15 protein-coding genes are annotated in these 21573 nt (G+C 44.5%); 1 reads left to right on the top strand and 14 read right to left on the bottom strand.

The window, feature by feature from the left end; translation table 11 throughout:
• Window positions 1-127: 127 nt before the first annotated feature.
• From RWO08_RS02675 to parE, 7 genes are all read right to left on the bottom strand, one after another.
• On the bottom strand, window positions 128-1828 hold the full coding sequence (locus tag RWO08_RS02675) for an NFACT family protein (protein WP_314211170.1): 1701 nt from the start codon (window positions 1826-1828) through the stop codon (window positions 128-130).
• A 75-nt stretch (window positions 1829-1903) separates the two neighbouring features.
• Window positions 1904-2578, bottom strand: coding sequence for a TlpA disulfide reductase family protein (locus tag RWO08_RS02670; RefSeq protein WP_306486597.1), 675 nt, complete (start codon window positions 2576-2578; stop codon window positions 1904-1906).
• A gap of 23 nt (window positions 2579-2601) precedes the next feature.
• The gene (locus RWO08_RS02665) at window positions 2602-3531 is read right to left on the bottom strand and encodes a manganese-dependent inorganic pyrophosphatase (protein WP_314211169.1); all 930 of its coding nucleotides are present in this window, start codon (window positions 3529-3531) and stop codon (window positions 2602-2604) included.
• 209 nt (window positions 3532-3740) lie between these two features.
• The gene (pflA, locus tag RWO08_RS02660; RefSeq protein WP_314211168.1) at window positions 3741-4520 is read right to left on the bottom strand and encodes a pyruvate formate-lyase-activating protein; all 780 of its coding nucleotides are present in this window, start codon (window positions 4518-4520) and stop codon (window positions 3741-3743) included.
• A gap of 83 nt (window positions 4521-4603) precedes the next feature.
• Window positions 4604-6832, bottom strand: a complete 2229-nt coding sequence (gene pflB, locus RWO08_RS02655) for a formate C-acetyltransferase (RefSeq protein ID WP_314211167.1) — start codon at window positions 6830-6832, stop codon at window positions 4604-4606.
• Between the two features lie 420 nt (window positions 6833-7252).
• Window positions 7253-9712: a DNA topoisomerase IV subunit A gene (parC, locus tag RWO08_RS02650; RefSeq protein ID WP_314211166.1), complete on the bottom strand. Its 2460-nt coding sequence runs from the start codon at window positions 9710-9712 to the stop codon at window positions 7253-7255.
• Between the two features lie 2 nt (window positions 9713-9714).
• Window positions 9715-11802, bottom strand: coding sequence for a DNA topoisomerase IV subunit B (gene parE / locus RWO08_RS02645; protein ID WP_306486600.1), 2088 nt, complete (start codon window positions 11800-11802; stop codon window positions 9715-9717).
• Between the two features lie 188 nt (window positions 11803-11990).
• On the opposite strand from parE, the gene plsY reads away from it, so the two are divergent.
• The gene (gene plsY, locus RWO08_RS02640; protein ID WP_291427953.1) at window positions 11991-12635 is read left to right on the top strand and encodes a glycerol-3-phosphate 1-O-acyltransferase PlsY; all 645 of its coding nucleotides are present in this window, start codon (window positions 11991-11993) and stop codon (window positions 12633-12635) included.
• Between the two features lie 42 nt (window positions 12636-12677).
• Here plsY and recQ read toward each other — a convergent pair whose 3' ends face one another.
• The 7 genes from recQ to dprA all read right to left on the bottom strand — a co-directional run bounded on the left by recQ (window position 12678) and on the right by dprA (window position 21562).
• Window positions 12678-14498, bottom strand: coding sequence for a DNA helicase RecQ (recQ, locus tag RWO08_RS02635; RefSeq protein ID WP_314211165.1), 1821 nt, complete (start codon window positions 14496-14498; stop codon window positions 12678-12680).
• Window positions 14499-14539: 41 nt separating this feature from the next.
• Window positions 14540-15421, bottom strand: a complete 882-nt coding sequence (locus RWO08_RS02630; RefSeq protein WP_314211164.1) for an aldose 1-epimerase family protein — start codon at window positions 15419-15421, stop codon at window positions 14540-14542.
• Between the two features lie 35 nt (window positions 15422-15456).
• Window positions 15457-16845: an ATP-dependent protease ATPase subunit HslU gene (hslU, locus tag RWO08_RS02625; RefSeq protein WP_314211163.1), complete on the bottom strand. Its 1389-nt coding sequence runs from the start codon at window positions 16843-16845 to the stop codon at window positions 15457-15459.
• A 40-nt stretch (window positions 16846-16885) separates the two neighbouring features.
• Complete coding sequence (gene hslV, locus RWO08_RS02620; RefSeq protein WP_306486607.1) at window positions 16886-17410, bottom strand: ATP-dependent protease subunit HslV; 525 nt, start codon at window positions 17408-17410, stop codon at window positions 16886-16888.
• A gap of 24 nt (window positions 17411-17434) precedes the next feature.
• A complete protein-coding gene (xerC, locus tag RWO08_RS02615; protein WP_314211162.1) occupies window positions 17435-18361 on the bottom strand; it encodes a tyrosine recombinase XerC in 927 nt (308 codons plus the stop codon).
• 140 nt (window positions 18362-18501) lie between these two features.
• Window positions 18502-20562, bottom strand: coding sequence for a type I DNA topoisomerase (gene topA / locus RWO08_RS02610; protein WP_314211161.1), 2061 nt, complete (start codon window positions 20560-20562; stop codon window positions 18502-18504).
• A gap of 91 nt (window positions 20563-20653) precedes the next feature.
• Window positions 20654-21562, bottom strand: a complete 909-nt coding sequence (gene dprA / locus RWO08_RS02605) for a DNA-processing protein DprA (RefSeq protein ID WP_314196476.1) — start codon at window positions 21560-21562, stop codon at window positions 20654-20656.
• Window positions 21563-21573: the final 11 nt, after the last annotated feature.

Here is a 21573-nt window from a genome sequence, read left to right as displayed (position 1 = left end):
TATGCCAGAATTGCCAGTATTTTGTTGCTTGTGTTTGACTTTGAAACATTTGCCTCAACCTTTCATTATTTTATAATCCTAGTTTAACCTTGTTTGCAAACAGTGTCAAGACTAATGTGGAAAATTTTTATTCTTTAACTTCCATGGCTTCGATAAGCTCCGGACTTGGCGTTACACTTAGCGTTTTCTGTCCTTCGTAGATAACATAGCCAGGTTTGGCCCCATTTGGTTTTCTTAGAAACTTAACCTGTAAATAGTCTACTGGAACATTGGCTGACTGCTGAAATTTAGAATAATAAGCTGCTAGCATGGCCGCTTCTGTCAGGGTTGTATCTGAAGGCTGGTCAGATTCAATAATGACATGTGAACCAGGAATATTCTTAGCATGTAGCCACCAGAAATTCTTATTGGCCTGTTTCAAGCTGAGCTGATCATTCTGAAGATTATTGCGCCCTACTAAGATTCGTGTCCCATCACTTGCTTGATAAAGACGTGGACCCAAGCCCTTTTCCTGGCGGCGTTTTTTGAGATTTTGTTGCTTGGCACCCAAGTAGCCTTGCTCCGCTAGTTCTAGGCGAATTTGGGCCACATCCTGAAGGTCAGCCCGACTAAGTTGTACCTGGACAGACTCCAAATAAGCAATTTCTTCTTGTGCAAGCTGCCTTTGGAGTTCGATATGCTTGAGGGCATCGCGGTACTTGGTATAGCGCTTGAAATAAGCTTGGCTATTTTCAATTGCCGTCTTACGCGGGTCCAAGTCAATCTCTATCATTTGGTCATTGTCATAATAATTTGGTAAAGAAACTTGACTCTGCCCCTTTTGGATTTGATAGGCGTAGGCAGAGAGCAATTCACCTTTGATGCGATAGCTTTCTGATTGAGAAGCCACAGCTTGATCTCGATCCAAATTGGCTAGCTTAAGTTGGTTACGCTCAATTAAATGCTGCAAACGCTGGTTTAAATCTCCCGTCATTTGTTTAATACGGTCTAGTCGAACACGCTCTGCATAATAGAAAGCAATCAAGCCTGACAATGTCTCATGGGCCACCCACTGGCCGGTCACACCTACTAAAGGCGTCATATAAAAATCAGGTTTATCGGCCTCTAAGAAATAGGCGCCACCGGCATCCACAGCCTGGCAGAAATCAGCTAGTAGCTTATCCCAACTTGCCCCTTCTTGGACTTGGGACAAGAAGGATTGACTGGCTAGTCGGCCTAGGCCCTGAATGTGGGCTTGAACCTGACCTGGGCTAGTCGCACTAGCTAATCGCTCAGCTAGTTCTGCTCTATCCACCTGGCTTAGCTTAAACAAGTTAACTTGATGCTCATCTTGTGGTGGCCGACGATAGTCAGCGCCGGGCTGCAACAAACGATAGGAATTTAAGGCCATTGGGACATGCTTAAGACAGTCAATGATACGACCCTGCCCATTAACCAGAATCACATTAGAATGTCGCCCCATTAGTTCAATAATCAAGCGATAGACCTGGCTATCCCCCAACTCATCTCGTCCCGTAAAATGCAGCTCAACAATCCGATCATTCTCAACCTGTTGAATATCTAGTAGAACGGCTTGCTCCAGATGTTTACGCAAGAGCATGCAGAACATTGGCGCGTGTTCAGGGTTAGAAGGACGTTCGTCTGTCAGATGAAGTCGATAGTATTGAGGATGAATGGAGATGAGTAGGCGGAAATTTTGGCGTTGTGATCGAATGACTAGCTGCAGCTCTTGCTCAAAAGGTTGATAGATTTTAGCAACTTTCCCTCCTATCAAGTGAGTACCTAGCTCCTTAACCAAGGCATGAGTCAAAAAACCATCAAAACTCATTCAATCACATCCTTCCATAAATCTTGAATAAAAGAACAGCGCCTTAAGCACTGTTCTTAGTGTGAGTCACTTAAACTACTGCTCAGCCACCATTTGCTCTAGCACCTTGAAGAGTTCTTCGCGAGGAACAGAACCTTGCCCGCGCTTGATAATTTCGCCTTTGGCGTTGAGAATATAGGTTGTTGGTAGGCTGACAGCATTAAAAGCAATTTGGTTCTGACGTTGATCGTCATAATAGATTGGTAGGTCAGTCAAGCCAGCTTCTTTCAGATAGGCTTGTGCCTTCTCTGCTGTTTCGTCCGGATGACTACCGGTTGCATTAATCATAACGAAATTTACTTTATCGCCGTATTGACGGTAGGCTTCTAGAAAATAAGGCATCTCCTCGCGACAAGGCGGACACCAAGAAGCCCAAATATTGATAATAGTTGGTTTGCCAAATTTTGATGACAAAGCAATGGTATTGCCTAGTTCATCTAACAACTTAGTATCAGGGGCAGATGGTCCCTTACGTTCAGGTTTATTAACTCCACGCACAGCTTGACTACTAGAAGTCGCAGAACTAGCAGCCTCACTAGAGGAAGAATCCGCCTTAGCAACTTGTGAGCTGGATTCCTCAGATGAGTTAGTAGACACCGCTACTGAAGCAGGTTCCTGATTCGATTGGTTGGCTAGCCAGATACTAGCCCCAACCACTATTAAACCTAAAACAAGTAATACTGGATAAAGTAATTTCTTAATTTTGTTCATAAAAGATCCCTTTCGGCAGATAACTAGCGAGCTGCATAGCTATCAGTTAATGGTGGTACAATTTGTTTTTTGCGTGATACTACCCCTGGCAGTTCTAGTTGTTGGTCCACTACCTTCTGACCAAAAGCGGCTTCCAAAGCAGATACATCTTGGCCTACAACTAACCCAAAGGAGTTACTATCTAAGACGTCTGTGACTACTAAGAGGAAGAGTTCATAGCCATTTGCCTCAACTTCCGCTTGCATAGCCTTTAATAAGGCTTCTTTACGAGCCAAGAGATCAGCAAAGCCAATGGCATTGACTTGAGCAATCCGTACTTGATGGCCATTCATGTCAAAGCTCTTAGCATCTAAGTTGAGTAAGGTTTCTTCAGACTTGCTAGCTAAGTTTGTCCCTGCCTTCAACAAGTCCAAACCGTAAACCTGTGCGTCAATACCCGCCAGTTTTGCTAAGGCTTGTGCCGCATCTACGTCTTCTGGTGTGCAAGTTGGTGATTTGAAGAGTAAGCTATCAGAGATAATAGCAGACAACATGAGACCAGCAATTTGACCAGGAATTTCAATCCCTGCTTCGCCAAACATCTTGTAAAGGACAGTAGCAGTACAGCCGATTGGCTCACAACGATAGTACAAAGGCTGTGCAGACTCAAAGCCAATACGGTGGTGGTCAATGACATAGTCTACTGTTAAATCAGCTAAATCATCGATGGACTGGCTAGCTTCATTATGGTCAACCAAAGCCACATGGGCGCCCGTCCCAGCTGCAGATTCAATCACACGAGGCGCTTGAGCCTTGAAGTAGTCAAGAGCAAAAGCCGTTTCTTCATTAGGTGTGCCTAGTGCCACCGCCTCAGCTTGGTGGCCTTTTTGGTTTAGATAGTAGGCAAAAGCAATAGCAGATGCAATGGTGTCAGTGTCTGGATTTTTATGTCCGAAAACTAAATATTGGGTCATGTCAGTGGATCCTCCTATAAGATAATTACTGCCCTTATTTTAACATGTAGCTGGGAAAAATTATAGCCCCAAAGAGGTCCAGGCAAAGTCCCTCATACCCTTTTATTTTACGCTTTCACACACTGATTGGCAACTTTCCCGCCTATGACTTGTGCACAAAAATAAATAGCCTCTAGTGATAGAAAATCACTAAAGGCTATTTTTAATCCTTAGGCTGTTAGATACCCGCGATAAGAGGCGGTTTCTAGAATACGTTTGGCGTTCTCTACCCGATCAGGTGTCGGCGGTTCAATCCCCGCCAACCGGTACTTAATCCCCAGGGCTTCGTACTTGTAAACCCCTAACTTATGATAAGGTAAGACTTCAAATTTCAAGACGTTCTTAAGCGTCTTAACGAAGGCACTGAGCCGAATTAAATATTCATCAAAGTCAGTCCGTTCAGGTACCAAGACATGGCGAATCCATACTGGTTGACCAATATCCGATAAATAGTGAGCCAAATCCAGAATGTTCTCATTTGGCTGACCAGTCAACTTACGGTGGCCATCTGAATCAATATGCTTAAGGTCCAACAGAATTAAATCCGTATACTGAAGTAGCTCATTGAATTTACTAAAGAATGGCTCCTTGCGGGTGAATGGCCCCCCACAAGAGTCTAAAGTAGTGTGGACACCATTGGCTTTACAGATTTTAAAGTATTCAATAATGAAGTCAATCTGTAAGAGAGGTTCTCCCCCACTGACCGTAACGCCACCCTTCTTACCCCAGAAATCTTGGTATTGAACGGCCTCGTCAAAGAGTTGTTGCGGCGTATAGTCATGTCCCCCACGCGTCGCCCAAGTATCAGGGTTGTGGCAAAATTCGCAACGTAGGCGGCAGCCCTGCATGAAGGTAATAAATCGAATGCCTGGGCCATCCACGGACCCAAAACTTTCGGTTGAATGGACATGACCAATTACTTGTGTTGTGGCTGTGTTCCCAAATTGCATTACATTTATCTCCTTACCTATCTCTATATAAAGGGCAAAAGCGACGAGTTGCCCCGTCACTTTTCCCAGTCAAGACTCGACTATTACATTTGGCTATGCATAGTCCGGTTGATAACGTCTAATTGTTGTTCACGGGTCAACTTAATGAAGTTAACGGCGTAACCAGATACCCGGATGGTTAATTGTGGGTAGTTTTCTGGGTGCTCCATCGCATCCACTAAGGTGTCGCGGTTGAATACGTTGATGTTGAGGTGGTGACCACCTTTTTTAGAGTAACCATCCAACATGTTGGATAAGTTTTCTTGTTGCACATCTTCTTCCTTCCCTAAGGCACGTGGGATGATGGAGAAGGTGTTAGAAATACCGTCTAATGCGTAAGAGTATGGTACTTTAGCAACAGATGATAAGGAAGCCAAAGCCCCGTGAGTGTCACGACCGTGCATTGGGTTAGCACCTGGTGCGAATGGTTGACCTGCACGACGACCGTCAGGAGTGTTACCAGTCTTCTTACCATACACAACGTTAGAAGTGATGGTTAAGATAGAAGTAGTGTGTTGCGCATTGCGGTAGGTTGGGTGCTTCTTAACCTTAGTCATGAAGCGTTTCAAGAGATCAACCGCTAATGTATCTACGCGGTCATCGTTGTTCCCATATTTAGGGAAGTCGCCTTCTACTTCGAAGTCAACTACAACACCGTTTTCATCACGGATTGTCTTAACTTTACCGTATTTGATTGCAGACAAGGAGTCAGCTGCTACAGAGAAACCAGCGATACCAGTCGCCATTGTACGGTGAATGTAGGTATCTTGAACCGCCATTTGAATGCGTTCGTAGCTGTACTTGTCGTGCATGTAGTGGATACAGTTGAGGGCATTGACATAAAGACCTGCCAACCATTCCATCATATCGTCATATTTTTCCATTACTTCATCGAAGTCTAGGTATTCAGAAGTGACTGGTTGGAACTTAGGACCTACTTGGGCCTTAGATTTTTCATCGATACCACCGTTGATTGCGTAGAGCAAGCACTTAGCTAAGTTAGCACGAGCGCCGAAGAATTGCATTTGTTTACCAACACGCATTGCAGATACACAGCAGGCAATAGCATAGTCATCACCATATTGTGGACGCATTACTTCGTCGTTTTCGTATTGAATAGCTGAAGATTCGATAGACATCTTAGCCGCAAAGGTCTTGAAGCCATCAGTTAACTGTGGTGACCAGAGAACCGTTAAGTTTGGTTCTGGTGCTGGACCTAAGTTAGATAAGGTGTGGAGGTAACGGAAGGAGTTCTTAGTTACCAACGGACGACCATCTAAACCAACCCCTGCAATGGATTCAGTTACCCAGGTTGGGTCCCCAGAGAAGAGTTCGTTATATTCAGGTGTACGCATGAATTTAACTAAACGTAACTTCATGATGAAGTGGTCAACTAATTCTTGCGCTTCTTCTTCTGTCAAAGTACCATTGCGTAAGTCACGTTCAACGTAGATATCTAAGAAGGTAGAAGTACGACCCAAGGACATAGCTGCCCCGTTTTGTTCTTTGATAGCAGCTAAGTATGCTAAGTAGAGCCATTGGAAAGCTTCTTTAGCGGTAGTTGCTGGTTTAGAAATATCGAAGCCGTAGATTTCCCCTAATTTCTTAAGGTCTTTCAATGAACGATATTGTTCTGACAATTCTTCACGTAATTGTAAGATGTCATTAGTCATAACATCGCAACCGATGTTGTTGTAGTCTTTGAGTTTTTCTTCCATCAAACGGTCAACACCGTAGAGGGCAACACGACGGTAGTCACCGATGATACGGCCACGACCATAAGCATCTGGCAGACCAGTGATGATCCCTGACTTACGAGCTGCACGCATTTCTGGTGTATAAACATCAAATACCCCTTGGTTATGGGTTTTACGGTATTCAGTAAAGATGTGAGAAACTTCTGGGTCTACATGGAAGCCGTAAGCTTCTGCAGACTTTTCAGACATACGAATCCCACCAAATGGTTGTAAACCACGTTTGAATGGTTTGTCAGTTTGGAACCCAACCACTTGTTCCTTGTCTTTATCTAAGTAACCAGGACCGTGAGACGTGATGGTAGATACAATAGATGAGTCAGTATCTAAGACACCGCCTGCTTCACGTTCTTGCTTGTTTAAGTCCATTACTTGCGCCCATAAGTCTTTGGTTGCTTGGGTAGGACCTGCTAAGAAACTATCGTCTCCTTCATAGAGCGTATAGTTTTGTTGGATGAAATCGCGCACGTCGATTTCTTCCTGCCATTTTTTACCTTTAAAGCCTTGCCATTGTTCCATAGATATCCTCCTTAATTGAACTGTAAATTATCTAGTACAACAACTTTTATATGTTCATTATAACACTCATATTTTAAAATGCAAGCCCTTTAGTTCAGAAACACCAAGTAAAATATCTTGTTATATCAAGGTTTACACCGGTTTCACAAAGTCGCGCAGCTTGTGTAAAAGTTTGTGAAATATCTATCCTGTACTAATCCTGTTTGCCCATAATTTGTCATCTGTATTAGTACATTTGCCTCTAACCCTAGTCCTACACGTTTTCTTTTTCTTACAAAAAATCTATAACAAGTAAGTCTGATGCAGATCTATCTTCTTCTACAAGTAAAATGAACAAACTTTATTACCCTACCCTCATTGTCTTGCACAAAGTCAAAGCAAAAAAATAACCATCGTCCAATCAGACGATGGTTAAAAAAACTAATTTGCTTCTGAAGCCTGAGATTGGATGTCCAAGACTAAATAACAGTCTAAGACATTACCCAATTTGGCTAAATCAGGCGCTTGCGAGCCGTTAGCAAGACGATCCGACAAAGGAATCTCACTAGCAACAAAGACGACACTATGGCCTGTATCCCCTAAGAGACAGACTTGGTGCTGGGCTATATCAAGGGCTAGGACTTTCAATAATTGATGCGGATTGGTTTTTAATTCTTTTAGTAAGAGGACGCCACGCGAGCCACGGCCCAGTTCAGGTATGACAGTTAAATCACTGCGTTTCACATTACCTCGTTGAGTCAAGGCAAAGAGTTGCGGGCGTTTTACCTCTTGATTAACCACTAAGCAGGCAACCACCTGGTCTTCTTCTTTCAACTTAATAGCTGTTACCCCTTTGGCTTTCAGGCCCATTTCTGATACCAAGTCAGCTGAGTAACGTAAGCAATAAGATCGTTTGGTCAACAAGACCACTTCATAGTTCTGGCCGGTCTTAAGGCATTCTGCTGCAACCACTTCATCTTGATCGTCCACTAAATTCATAGCCTTTGCCGTCCGAGTTTTATAGGATCGATAAGTTGTGAAGGCCGATAATGGCGTCTGCTTAATCATACCCGCCTTAGTAGCCAAGATTAGTTTATGGTCCTCTTGGCTGGCCACAAAGGCCTTAACAAAGCGTTCACCATCTTGAAGTTGATAATTTTGGGACAGATGGACCCCAAGATCCTTCCATTTTACCTCAGGCAGTTCATGCACCGGAATATGGATATAATTCCCCTTTGAGGTGATAATGACTAATTCTTGATGGGTACTGAGTTCCTCAACAAAGATTGGATAGTCAAAGTCACGTAAGCCTAAACTATTTAGATCAGATGAGGCAAAGGAACGCATACTAGTACGCTTCATATAGCCTTCCTTGGTCAAAGAAACCATAACTTGCTCGTCTGGAATCAGAATATGAGTATCGATTTCTAGGCTTTGAACCTCTGCTTGTATTTGGCTACGACGAGGCGTTGCAAAATCTTTTTTGATAGCTTTAAGTTCATTAATCAGAACCTTATTGAGGATTTCAGGATTGGATAGGATATTTTGATACATCAGAATCCGCTCATTCAATTCCAAACGTTCCTGTTGCAAGGCCGTAATGTCAGTATTGGTTAAGCGATAGAGTTGTAAGGATACGATGGCTTCCGCTTGCTCCATAGAAAAATCAAACTCGGCAACTAAGTTTTCCTTAGCATCCTGCTTATTATCAGAGCGACGAATAGTGGCAATGACTTCATCCAGAATGGAGACTACCCGAATCAAACCATCTACAATATGTAGACGTTTTTGGTCATTAGCCAAATCATACTGAGTGCGACGGGTTAGGACTTCCTGCTGGTGACTGATATAGGCTTCCAACATGGTTTGTAAGTTAACCAGTTCAGGTCGTCTTTTGTTAATCGCGACCATGTTAAAATGGTAGTTCACTTGCAAGTCAGTATGTTTCAGAAGATAGGTCAGAATCCCTTTGGCGTCAACGTCACGCTTAAGTTCGACTACCAGACGCACTCCATTACGGTCAGATTCATCGCGAACATCTGCGATACCCTCTACCTTACGCTGAATGCGAATTTCGTCCAAACGTTGAATGAGTTTACTCTTATTGACCTCGTATGGTAGCTCAGTCACCACAATCTGACTTTTCCCACCTTTTAGACTTTCAATGTCAGTTTGCGAAACTAAGGTAATCTTACCTTGGCCTGTCTTATAGGCCTGTTGAATGGCATCTATACCTTGAATAATGGCTCCCGTAGGGAAGTCAGGGCCCGGCACCAACTCCAACAATTCCTCTAACTTAGGACGCTTGTGGGTTAAGAGATAGATGACGGCATCAATAATTTCACCTAGATTATGAGGGGGAATTTCAGTGGCGTAACCAGCTGAAATCCCTGTTGCCCCATTGACTAGGAGATTTGGGAAACGTGCTGGTAGAACCGTTGGCTCCTCTTCCGTATCATCGAAGTTAAGGATAAAATCAACAGTTTCTTGCTTAATATCACGCAGTAACTGAGCCGCAATAGGTGACAGGCGGGCTTCGGTATAACGCATAGCCGCGGCTGGGTCCCCATCCATGGAACCATTATTCCCGTGCATATCAATCAGAGGATTGCGCAACTTCCAGTCTTGACTCATGCGGACCATGGCTTCATAGACAGAAGAGTCCCCATGAGGGTGATAGTTACCGATGACATTACCGACCGTCTTAGCGGACTTACGGTAAGGATTGTCGGCTGTATTCCGGTCACGATACATAGCGTATAGAATCCGGCGTTGAACCGGTTTGAGACCGTCTCGAATATCTGGCAAGGCCCGGTCTTGAATGATGTACTTGGAATAACGGCCAAAGCGATCACCAATCACATCTGCAAAGCTTAATTCTTGAATCATTTCTTGGCTCATGCTTAGACCTCCTCATCATTAAAGAGTGAAAATTCACCGGAATCCTGAGCAATTAACTCAGGCCCTTGGGCCTCTTGACGCGCATCTTGTTGTTTGACTAAACTTTCATGATGGGCATGACTGGATTCTTGCCCTTGCGACATTTCCAGAATTGAGTCTTCTGTATCTAGCGTAAAGCTGACATGACGCTCAATCCACTTACGTCGTGGTTCTACTTTATTACCCATCAGGGTAGTCAATCGGCGTTCCGCGCGTGCCCCATCATCAATCGTGACACGAATCAATAGACGGGTTTCTGGGTTCATGGTAGTATCCCATAGCTGGTCGGCATTCATTTCCCCAAGACCTTTATAGCGTTGTAGGACATAGCCTTTGCCAACTTTGGCAATTTTGCTGGCTAATTCTTCATCTGTCCAGGCATATTCCACCACTTGCTTCTTACCTGATCCTTTAGATATTTTGAAGAGTGGCGGCATAGCTAAATAGACCTTGCCCGCTTCTAACAAGGGCTTCATATAACGGTAGAAGAAAGTTAAGAGTAAGACTTGAATGTGGGCACCATCCGTGTCCGCGTCGGTCATGATAATGACTTTGTTGTAGTTAACCGACTCTAGGTCAAAATCTGCCCCTACTCCAGCCCCGATGGTATAAATCATGGTATTGATTTCCTCGTTTTTAAGGATATCTTGCATAGACGCTTTTTCGGTGTTGATGACCTTACCGCGAAGTGGCAGGATGGCTTGATACTGGCGATTTCGGCCAAGCTTAGCTGAACCACCAGCAGAGTCACCTTCGACTAGGTAGAGTTCGTTCTTGCTGGAATCCTTTGATTGAGCCTTAGTTAATTTACCGGAAATTGCTCGTTCTTGGGCCTGCTTCTTAGAACCAGATCGCGCCGCGTCACGAGCCTTACGCGCCGCTTCGCGCGTTTCTCTGGCCTTAATGGCCTTACGCAGAATCATCTGAGAAAAGTTGCCATTCTCATTGAGATAGGCCGTCATTTTTTCGTTAACGAAGTTTTCTACCAGTGGGCGCGCCTTAGGCGTTCCAAGTTTTTCCTTGGTTTGACCTTCGAATTGCAGGTATTCCTCAGGAATACGTAGCGAAATAACCGCTGTTAGCCCTTCTCTGACATCTGACCCCTCTAGGTTCTTATCCTTGTCTTTGAGCAGCCCCACCTTACGTGCATAGTCATTGAAGGCCTTGGTCATGCCGGTCTTCATCCCAACCTCATGGCTACCCCCGCCACCTGTGCGAACATTATTGGCGAAGGATAGAATGGTCTCAGAATAGCCATCATTATATTGAAAGGCAAAATCAATTTCAAAGCCCTCAACCTCACCAGCAAAACCAGCGATATCTCCAAGGGTATCTTTCTCTTCATTTAAATAAGTAATGAAGTCAATCAGACCTTGGCTGAAGTGGAAGACCTCATGATAATCAATACGCTCATCGATTAGTTCAATCGTTAGGTCCTTAAGCAGAAAAGCTGACTCGCGCAAACGTTCTGCAATGGTCTCACTGTTTATGCTAGCATGGCCAAAAATCTTGCTATCCGGCATAAAATGCACGGTAGTTCCATGTTTAGACTTGTTGGAGTTCTTAGTCTTAATGAGTTTAGTAACCGGCACGCCCCCATTCTCAAAACGCATTTGATAGGTATAGCCATCACGGTCCACCTCAACCTGCACCCAAGTAGAGAGCGCATTGACCACTGAAGCCCCTACCCCGTGAAGACCACCAGCCGACTTATAACCACCTTGACCAAATTTACCGCCGGCATGGAGGACAGTAAAGACCACTTCAATGGTGGGCTTACCTGAAGCATGCAAGCCGACTGGCAAACCACGACCATTATCTTGAACTTTAACACTACCATCTTGACAGATGGTTACCTTAATATGGTCCGCAAAACCTGACAAAGCTTCATCGACAGCATTGTCCACAATTTCATATAAAAGGTGATGCAAGCCACGTTGATCAGTAGAGCCGATATACATACCCGGACGCTTACGTACAGCTTCTAAACCCTCTAGGATTTGGATGGCATCATCACCATAATTTGTTAATAATTGCTGCTTATCAGCCATTATTGTCACCTCAACTTTTTGTTTCAACTGTTCTATCATACCAAATACTAGGTCTAGATTTCAATTAAATCTTTCATCTGGCCCATTCTAGCGCATCATCCGCTAAATAGCAACTGAAAGATGTCTCCTAGCCTTTTTTTTAGTAGGGATTCGTGATACACTAAAGGAGAATTTAAAGGAGGTTCTCTATGCATCTCAAAATCCTATTGATTATTGCCACCTACTTACTAGGCTCCATCCCTACTGGGGTTTGGTATTCGCGTCTACGCTATCGTCAAGACGTGCGCCAAACAGGCTCTGGTAACAGTGGCGCGACTAACATTGGACGTACCTACGGCTTTCAGTCAGCCGTCTTAGTTGCCATGATTGATGTCTTAAAAGGCTGGATTCCAGTTCTCTTGGCCAAATGGCTCTTCACAGATAATGCCTGGGTGATCTCAGCTGTCGCACTTGCAGCCTTAATTGGCCATGCCTATCCCATCTGGGCCAACTTCAAGGGCGGCAAGATTGTTGCTACTTCTATCGGTGTCTTGCTAGGCTTCCATTTCTGGATTGCCTTGGTCATGGTGATTAGCTTCTTTACCCTACTCTATCTAACCAGTACTGTTAGCTTCTCGGCCATGGTCTCTTATAGCTTGACCGCCTGCTACCTCTTCTTGACTCAACCCAATAAAATCTACGGCGTGACCTTTATCCTTATCGCCCTCTTCATGATATATCGTCACCGGCAGAACATTGAGCGCCTACTACGCCATGAAGAAAAGACTATCAGCTTTGGGCTCGGTCTCTGGCTCAATCAGCATGGATCCAAGGATTCATCCAAAGCAAAATAAAAGCAAACACGCTTAGCTCCCCTGAGAGTTAAGCGTGTTTTTTTACTTATCTTTTTCAGCCAGATAGGCCTCAATGGCTTGCATAAAGTCATAGCCATACTGTGATAATTTCTTCTGCCCCACACCAGAGATAGTCAGGAAGGCTGTCTCTGTCGTCGGGAAATGACGACACAAGGCGCGCAAGGTAGCATCGGAAAAAATAATAAAAGGTGGTACCTGATGCTTTTGAGCTAAATCATAACGAACTTGCCGTAAACGCTCAAAAAGCACTTGATCATAGGCATCTTGGCTCTCATTACCACGAGCCTTGACTTGACTCATCTTAGCAATACTCATGGCTAAGGTATGCTTAATAGATACTTGCTCCTGACCCTTTAACACAGGCTTGGCCTTAGAAGTTAGGTTGAGAATGGGATAGTCTTGGCCCACCATCTTAAGATAACCTTCTACCACCAAGGCACTAATATAACGCTTGATTTGAGCTTCTGGTATGTCTTTCATGAGACCATAAGTGGGCAGATCAGCCAGATATGTTCCTTTGATGTCTGCCTTCTGACTGCCCTTAAGGACCTCGGCCACCTTAGTCAAACCATAGCGTTGGCCCATACGATAGACACAGGCTAGAATCTTTTGTGCAGGCACCGTAATATCAACCTGTTCCACTGTCGTCGTGCAATTGGTACAGGACTGACAGTTCCTTTCATGTGGCGATTCACCAAAGTAACGTAACATAAAGCCCCGCAAACACTGAGTAGTTCGGCAATAGTCAATCATTTCATTGAGTTTCTGGCGTCCGATTGGATCGCCACCTTGTTCAATCAGGTAGACATTGGTCATAATGTCGCGGTCTGAATAGAACAAGGTACAACGAGAGTCTTCGCCATCACGACCAGCACGGCCTGCTTCCTGATAATAGGATTCCAAATCCTTAGGCATAGCATAATGAATGACCTGACGCACATTGGATTTATCAATCCCCATACCAAAGGCATTAGTTGCCACCACCACCTGAATCTCATCAAATTGAAAGGCGCGTTGAGCAGCGTGTCGATCTAACATGTCCATTCCAGCATGGTAGGGTCTGGCTTTAATACCGGACTGATTTAGTTTACTAGCTACAGACTCCACGTCTTTGCGTGTGGCACAATAGACAATGCTAGGCTCGCCACTGGCCAAAAGTTCCTTAAGTCTTCTCATCTTATCGCTTGGTTCTTCCAAGGCAAAGAAAAGATTAGGTCGATCAAATCCTGTCACCATTTCAAAGGGCTTTTGCAGCCCTAAATAATGGACAATGTCTTGCCTAACCTGTTGCGTGGCTGTCGCCGTAAAAGCCGCCATAATCGGCCGTTTGTCTAGATAGTCCAGCAAATGAGGAATGGCTTGATAGGAAGGCCGAAAGTCATTACCCCATTGGGAAATACAATGAGCTTCATCCACCGCCACTAAACTAACCTCTAATTGGCTGACTAAGTTCAAAAAATAGTCATTTGACAGGCGCTCTGGCGCAATATAGGCTAATTTGACTCGCCCACTTCTTAAGGCCGTTACTGCTTGATGGTTTTCTTCCAAGCTTTGACCACTATTAATCAAAACTGCAGGTATGCCCATGGCTTCCAAGCTAGAAACCTGGTCTTGCATTAGCGAAATAAGTGGCGAAATCACCAAGGTAACCCCTGGCAATAACAAAGCTGGCACTTGAAAGCAAAGAGACTTACCAGCAGAAGTTGGCATAATGGCCATAGCATCCCGTCCAGATAGAATGGCATCAATAATGGCTTCTTGGCCTGGGCGAAAATGTTCATACCCATAATAGGCTGCTAGAACCCCCTTTTTGGTTTGGGGCGCCACTTCAAGGGAATGCATATGTCTAGCCTCGCTTTCTGCTAATTCCTAAATTTCTTGTCTTAGTTTTTCTTAGTAAAAGTCAAGGTGTAGTCATGGGTGGATACATTGGATGGTCCCACTTCGATGACCTGGTATTTTTCTGGCCACTGGCCACTGGTCTCACTGCTATCCGCAATGCCTGCCCATGGTTCTAGGCAGACAAATGGTGCTTTAGCAGGATACGGAGACCAGATCCCCACAAAGGTCATGCCATGATGGCTGAGTCCGATGCTTGCCTGGGCGTCTTCTAGAAGCAACTCAGTCTCTGGCTTGATTTGATAGATGAGCGCATCCTTTTTAAATGTCTTGTGACTAAGCTCCATTCGACTCAACTCTTGGTAGCGCGCCTTATTAAGCTCAATTAAGCCACTGGCTATATCTAGGGGGATATGGCGCAACATCTCTTGCGGTTGGAAGCTAAGATATACCTCATCAAACTCGTCCTTATCATTTTGGCAGACATTAAAGGCCGGATGTCCCCCAATGTTATAGTATAATACCTGGCTAGAATTAGGATTGTGGACCGTATAAGAAACAGTCAAACGTGGGCCAGACAAAATATAGGAGACTTGAAGCACAAAGTCAAAAGGATAAAGGACTTTGGTCTCATCATTTGATGTCAGTTCAAAGGTGACCGCTTGTTGAGATTGGGCAATGACCCGGAAATAACTGTCCCTGGCAAAACCATGACGCGGTAAGTGATAGCCTTGCCCTTGATAGGAGACAGCCCCTTCCTTTAAGCTACCCACAATCGGAAAGAGAATGGGTGCCTGACGTCCCCAGTAGTTGGGATCCCCTTGCCAGATGAATTCATAAGCAGACGCACGGTCCAAGACAGAGGTCAATTCAGCCCCCATCTCCTTAATTTTTACAATCACTTGCTCATTCTCTAGTTGTATCATGGATATACCTCCTCAAATCTCGTTATTCGAGTTGCTTATAAGATATAGTGGCTTAAATCAGGACTTTCTACTATTTTATCTAAACGTTGACTGACATAGGCCCCATTAATCTCAATACGGCCCATGTTCATATCCGTGGCTTCATAGAGTAATTCCTCTAAGACGGTCTCGACAATAGTATGGAGACGACGAGCCCCAATATTATCGGTTGACTCATTTAATAGCACCGCGTATTCCGCCATTTTATCAATGGCAGATTCCGTGAAGATAACTTCTACCCCTTCAGTTGCTAGCATGGCTTGATATTGATGCAAAATAGCGTGAGCTGGCTCTTGCAGGATACGGCGGAAATCATCCACCTTAAGGTCGGTCAACTGGACACGGATTGGGAAGCGGCCTTGTAATTCAGGAATTAAATCAGAAGGTTTGGCCACATGGAAGGCACCCGATCCAATAAAGAGAATATGATCAGTTGAAATAATACCATGCTTAGTCTGAACGTCACTTCCTTCGACAATCGGAAGAATGTCACGTTGGACCCCTTGGCGACTAACTTCTCCTCCATGGTTGGAAGAAGTCGCAATCTTATCGATCTCGTCGATAAAAATAATCCCGCTGTTTTGAGCCAGTTCTAAAGCCTGTTGGTTGATATCATCCTGATTAACTAGGTGATCTGACTCTTCTTCTGTCAGTAATTCAAGGGCTTCCTTGACGGTCACACTGCGTTTGATTTTTTTCTTAGGACGTAAGTTTTGGAACTCGGATTGGACGTCCATCATTTGTTCCATCATAGGGTTTAAGTTGTTGAGTTGCAGTTTCTTCTCTTCTAACTCAATGGTGACTTCCTTGTCATTAAGTAAGCCTTGACGCAATTGCTCCTTGATTTGGCGGCGACTGACCTTAATGTCATCTGTCACCACTTCCTGAGGTTCCTCCTGGCTTTGAGTCATTTGTTGCAGCATGGCCATAAAATCATTAGGTTGAGCCTGCTGCTTCTTCTCTTGCTTAATACCTGGTTTAAGAGCCTTAGCTAGACGGGTCAAGGCACGCTCATAGGCCTCTTCTCTCACTTCTTGATGTTTAATCTTCTTGACCATGCGAATGCTGGCTTCAACCAAGTCACGTACCATGGCCTCTACGTCACGACCAACATAACCAATTTCGGTATACTTGGTCGCTTCTACTTTGACAAAAGGAGCATTGGCGATTTCAGCCAGGCGTCGCGCAATCTCGGTCTTCCCGACCCCAGTTGGCCCAATCATCAAGATGTTCTTTGGCTTTACTTCAGCCTGCATAGCAGGATCTAGCTTGAGACGGCGCAGACGATTGCGCAAAGCAATAGCAATGGCACGTTTGGCTTCATCTTGTCCGATAATGTATTTATTTAACTCATTGACAACATAACGTGGTGTTAATTGACTCATAATCAATTCATCCCTTCTATTATAATGGCAAGTAAGCTTACTAAGCTTCTTCCACTCGAATTTGGTCATTGGTGAAGACATCAATCTCACTAGCAATTTGCAAGGCTTGTTTGGCGATGTCTGCAGCGCTTAATTCAGGTGCGTTACGCTTGAGAGCACGGGCTGCAGCTAAAGCATAGTTTCCTCCTGAACCAATGGTCAAAATACCATCATCTGGCTCAATAACTTCCCCCGTCCCACTGACCATGAGGAGATTTTCCTTGTTCATGACAATCAGCAGGGCTTCTAACTTCTGTAAAGTACGGTCAGAACGCCAAGACTTGGCTAGCTCGACAGCCGCTCTGGTTAGTTGTCCTTGGTGCTCGCTGAGCTTGGTCTCGAACATTTCTGATAAGGTGATAGCATCCGCTACACCACCTGCAAAGCCAACTAGAACTTGGTTATGATAAATGCGTCGAATCTTACGGGCAGAGCCTTTCATAATGACTTGTTGGCCCATGGTAATTTGGCCATCACCAGCCATGGCTAGTTGATTATCTTTTTTTACAGCACAAATTGTTGTCATGATGGTCACTTCCTTTTAGCGTGATTATTTCTCTTGCTTAGCTTGTTTGGCCCTAGGATGGGCTTTAAGGTATTGGCTGCGCAATTGGTCTTTAGTTACATGCGTATAAATTTGGGTTGAACTGAGGTTGGCGTGGCCCAAGAGTTCTTGAACCGTTCTTAGGTCTGCCCCCTTATTGAGCAAATGCGTAGCAAAAGAATGCCGCAATTTGTGGGGATAAATCTTCAAGTTCATAGCTTGTTCTTGAACCAAACTGTTAAGTCGCGTCCGAATCTGTCTAGGTGTCATTTGAGCCCCCTTGTCAGTCAGTAGCAGGTATTGACTCTTCTTAGAGTCTATTTTTGGTCTTAGATGCGTCAAATAATTCCGAATGGCTTGGGTCGCTGAATCTCCCAAGGGGACGATGCGTTCCTTGTTCCCTTTACCTAGAACTCGAATAAGTTGCACCTCTAAGTTGAGGCGCTCTAAGCTCAATTCGCTCAGTTCGCTGACCCGCATACCGGTCGCATAGAGAACTTCTAGAAGCATTCGGTCACGCCAAGCCACATCATCTTCCCGCTTATAAAGGGCGTCGAAGAGTTGAGTCAGTTCTTCTTCATAGAAGAATTGTGGCAAGGTCTTCTTTTTAACCTGGTACTGAACCAATTCCATGGGATTAGTCTCAATCCACCCTTGGCTTAGGCAGTAGGTAAAAAATGACCGTAGACTGGATAATTTACGGCGGATACTAGTCTTTGCATAGGCTTGTTCATTGAGATAAGCCAAATAGAGTCTAACATCTTGATAGGCAATTTGCTTCAAATCGCCGCCACCGCTAGTCTCAATAAAAGACTGAAAAGCCACTAAGTCTTGTTGATAGGCAACTAGGGTCTTCTGGGAATAGCGTCTTTCAACACTGATATATTGGAGAAAACGCGCAATAGCATCTTGCATAAGACCACCGACTTCCATTCTTTCTATGTCTTTTAGTGTATCACTTTTTTGCTTTTGAAGCGACTGCCCCGCCTCATTTACTCTCATTTGTTAAGAATTGATAAACAAAAAGAGATTAAACCGAGGTTTAATCTCTTTCATGCCGGCAAGGGACTCACTTACTTTTGAATATCTTCTTGATAGTCACAGTGACTGCAAGCAACTTGTTTGCCCTTGCGACTTGTTTTTTCTACTAGATAGTGTTGGCAGACTGGGCAGTCGCGACCAACTGGCTTATCCCAAGAGACAAAGTCACAGTCAGGATATCGATTACAGCCAAAGAAGAGCCGATTCTTCTTGGATTGGCGTTCGACCACTTGGCCCTGATGACACTGCGGACAGGTCACCCCAATGGTTTTGACGATTGCTTCTGTATGGCGGCAATCTGGGAAATTGCTGCAAGCATAGAACTTACCAAAACGGCCAATCTTAATGACCATATCGTGGCCACATTCAGGACAGGCAAAACCAGCTGGCTCATCCTTGATATCAATCTTAGCTACTTCTTCTTCGGCCTTGGTTAAATTGCCTTTAAAGCCTTCATAGAAGGATTCTAGGACTTGAACCCACTGGAACTTGCCTTCTTCAATAGCATCTAGTTCCGTTTCTAAGCCAGCCGTAAACTCGGTATTCACGATATTAGGGAAATAACTAGTCATGAGATTATTGACAATCTCGCCTAGTTCAGTTGGTTCAAACCGCTTGGCTACCATTTTGACATAGTAACGCTTGCGCAAGGTTTCAATAGTTGGTGAATAGGTAGATGGACGGCCAATCCCCTTTTCTTCTAAGACCTTAACCAAGGAAGCTTCGTTGTAACGAGCAGGTGGTTGGGTGAAGTGCTGACTTGGCTTCATATCCGCAACCTTGACTGCTTCTCCAACTCTTAAGTCTGGCAGGAAGTTATCCTTAGTTCCTTGAGATGGATAAACCTTAAGGAAACCAGGGAATTTAATCTTAGAGCCATTTGCACGGAAGGTCGCGCCATTCTGACTTAAGTCGCAACGAATGGTGTCGTAGACTGCATCTGCCATCTGACTGGCTACAAAACGTGACCAAATCAAATTATAGAGTCGATATTGGTCCTTAGTTAAGGATGCTTGGATAGACTCTGGAGTAAGTGTCACATTGGATGGTCGAATGGCTTCGTGGGCATCTTGTGCACTTTGGCTATTACGGACTACCTTGCCAGGTCCAAGGTATTCAGATCCAAAGGTCTCGTCAATATAATCCAGGGCAGCTTGACGGGCACTTGGCGCAATACGGGTTGAGTCAGTACGCATATAGGTAATCAAACCGACTGTGTTACGGCCAAGGCTAATCCCTTCATAGAGCTGTTGAGCGACCATCATGGTTTTACTGGTACGGAAACCAAGACGATTAGACGCTTCTTGTTGTAGAGTTGAAGTTGTAAATGGCGCTTGAGACTTGCGTCGACGCTCCTTCTCCTCAATCTCATCTACCTTGAATGGCGCCTTTTGATCAATTCGCGCCATCACCGTTTGGACATCTTGGTGGCTCTTAAGCTCACGTTTCTTGCCATCCAATGCATAAAAATCAGCCTGAAATTTTGTTTTGCCCTTAAGGAAGGTTGTGGGAATATCCCAATACTCTTCTGGTTTGAAGTTTCGGATTTCCAGTTCGCGATCAATAATCAGCTTCAATGCTGTCGACTGCACCCGACCAGCAGATAAGCCTTTTTTAACTTTCTTCCATAATATAGGTGAAATAGAATAACCGACTACCCGGTCCAAGATACGACGCGCCTGTTGGGCATCGACTAGTTCTTGGTCAATGGCGCGCGGATACTTGAAGGCCTCTTTAACAGAATCCTTGGTAATTTCGTTAAAGACTACGCGGTTCTTGTCGTTTGGATCTAAACCTAAAATATAGGACAGATGCCAAGCAATTGCTTCCCCTTCGCGGTCCGGGTCGGCTGCTAGATAGACTTTTTCAGCTTTTTTGGCGTATTTGCGCAGTTCCTTAATGGTATCTCCGCGACCACGAATGTTAATGTAGCTAGGTTCAAAATGGTTGTCGATGTCCACACCCATTTTACTCTTAGGCAAATCACGCAAGTGTCCTTTGCTGGCAACTACTTTATAGTTCTTACCCAAGTATTTATCAATAGTTTTTGCTTTTGTTGGTGATTCGACAATCACCAGATATTTATAAGTCACCTGATCGACACATCCCTTTCTCGAGCAAGGGGGCTTGCTTCAATGTAAATCGTATCAATCTTAGACGAAACCGGATCGCTTGTCAACACTTTTAATTCTTTATTGCTTGGAGACGATAGAGAGTCTCCAGGTCTCCCAAGAAGTCTGGCAGACTATAAATGGCATTAGCTCCCGCTTCAATTAACTGATTACATCCGGCTGAATTGGTCTCACTCAAATGTCCTGGACAGACATAAATCTCTCGATTATACTGTAGGGCAAAATTAGCCGTGATGAGGCTTCCGCTCTTCAAGGCTGCTTCCACAACAACCAGTGCTGGTGCAATCCCCGCCACTAATCGATTACGCATAATAAAATGATGTTTTTTGATTCCTATATGAGGCAAATACTCTGACAAGAGCAAGTGGGATTGCCCTAATTCAGCCATAAGGCTTGTATGACTTCGTGGATAACAGGTGCCAAAGCCAGCTGGTAAGATGGCAATAGTTTTGCCGCCAGGGCAACCCAGAGCCGTTCGATGAACCATGGCATCTACTCCCAAGGCCATCCCTGAGACACAGACATAGCCTGATTGACATAAGGCTTGAGTTAAAGAACTCGCATCTTTTTGGCCTTGGAGACTTATGGCACGAGTCCCAACAATGGAAATCAGTGGCTCTTGTAACCATTCAATATGCCCCTGATAATAGATTAGTAAGGGAGGCTTAGGAATCTCTAACCAAGCCCTAGGATAAGTAGGCTCTCCAATCATAAGAGTATGCTTAGCCAAATCCTTGACTCTCAGATAGCTTTGGTCATCCAGATAAAAATGCAAGCCTGGATTTTCTAATACGCCTTCTTCTTTCTGGACTTCTATCAGCATGGACTGACAGTCTACAAGGCTAAGTGAATGACGATGGCAAGCTCTATTAATGGCATGCTTAAGGTAATACCAAATCTCACGATAGTTAGCACCTTCAAGGCTTAAAAGAATGAGTTGTTCCTTCATCGACAAATCCATCAAGATTCCCC

Source organism: uncultured Abiotrophia sp. (assembly GCF_963520105.1).
Classification (GTDB): domain Bacteria; phylum Bacillota; class Bacilli; order Lactobacillales; family Aerococcaceae; genus Abiotrophia.
The sequence above is the reverse complement of the archived record's forward strand: the minus strand, read 5'-3'. Positions and strand labels throughout refer to the sequence as shown.

What these genes read in the sequence shown, in the direction of transcription:
- RWO08_RS02675 (WP_314211170.1), bottom strand. Translation starts at nt 1,828, where the DNA reads ATGAGTTTTGATGGTTTTTTGACTCATGCCTTGGTTAAGGAGCTAGGT.
- RWO08_RS02670 (WP_306486597.1), bottom strand. Translation starts at nt 2,578, where the DNA reads ATGAACAAAATTAAGAAATTACTTTATCCAGTATTACTTGTTTTAGGT.
- RWO08_RS02665 (WP_314211169.1), bottom strand. Translation starts at nt 3,531, where the DNA reads ATGACCCAATATTTAGTTTTCGGACATAAAAATCCAGACACTGACACC.
- pflA (WP_314211168.1), bottom strand. Translation starts at nt 4,520, where the DNA reads ATGCAATTTGGGAACACAGCCACAACACAAGTAATTGGTCATGTCCAT.
- pflB (WP_314211167.1), bottom strand. Translation starts at nt 6,832, where the DNA reads ATGGAACAATGGCAAGGCTTTAAAGGTAAAAAATGGCAGGAAGAAATC.
- parC (WP_314211166.1), bottom strand. Translation starts at nt 9,712, where the DNA reads ATGAGCCAAGAAATGATTCAAGAATTAAGCTTTGCAGATGTGATTGGT.
- parE (WP_306486600.1), bottom strand. Translation starts at nt 11,802, where the DNA reads ATGGCTGATAAGCAGCAATTATTAACAAATTATGGTGATGATGCCATC.
- plsY (WP_291427953.1), top strand. Translation starts at nt 11,991, where the DNA reads ATGCATCTCAAAATCCTATTGATTATTGCCACCTACTTACTAGGCTCC.
- recQ (WP_314211165.1), bottom strand. Translation starts at nt 14,498, where the DNA reads ATGCATTCCCTTGAAGTGGCGCCCCAAACCAAAAAGGGGGTTCTAGCA.
- RWO08_RS02630 (WP_314211164.1), bottom strand. Translation starts at nt 15,421, where the DNA reads ATGATACAACTAGAGAATGAGCAAGTGATTGTAAAAATTAAGGAGATG.
- hslU (WP_314211163.1), bottom strand. Translation starts at nt 16,845, where the DNA reads ATGAGTCAATTAACACCACGTTATGTTGTCAATGAGTTAAATAAATAC.
- hslV (WP_306486607.1), bottom strand. Translation starts at nt 17,410, where the DNA reads ATGACAACAATTTGTGCTGTAAAAAAAGATAATCAACTAGCCATGGCT.
- xerC (WP_314211162.1), bottom strand. Translation starts at nt 18,361, where the DNA reads ATGGAAGTCGGTGGTCTTATGCAAGATGCTATTGCGCGTTTTCTCCAA.
- dprA (WP_314196476.1), bottom strand. Translation starts at nt 21,562, where the DNA reads ATGGATTTGTCGATGAAGGAACAACTCATTCTTTTAAGCCTTGAAGGT.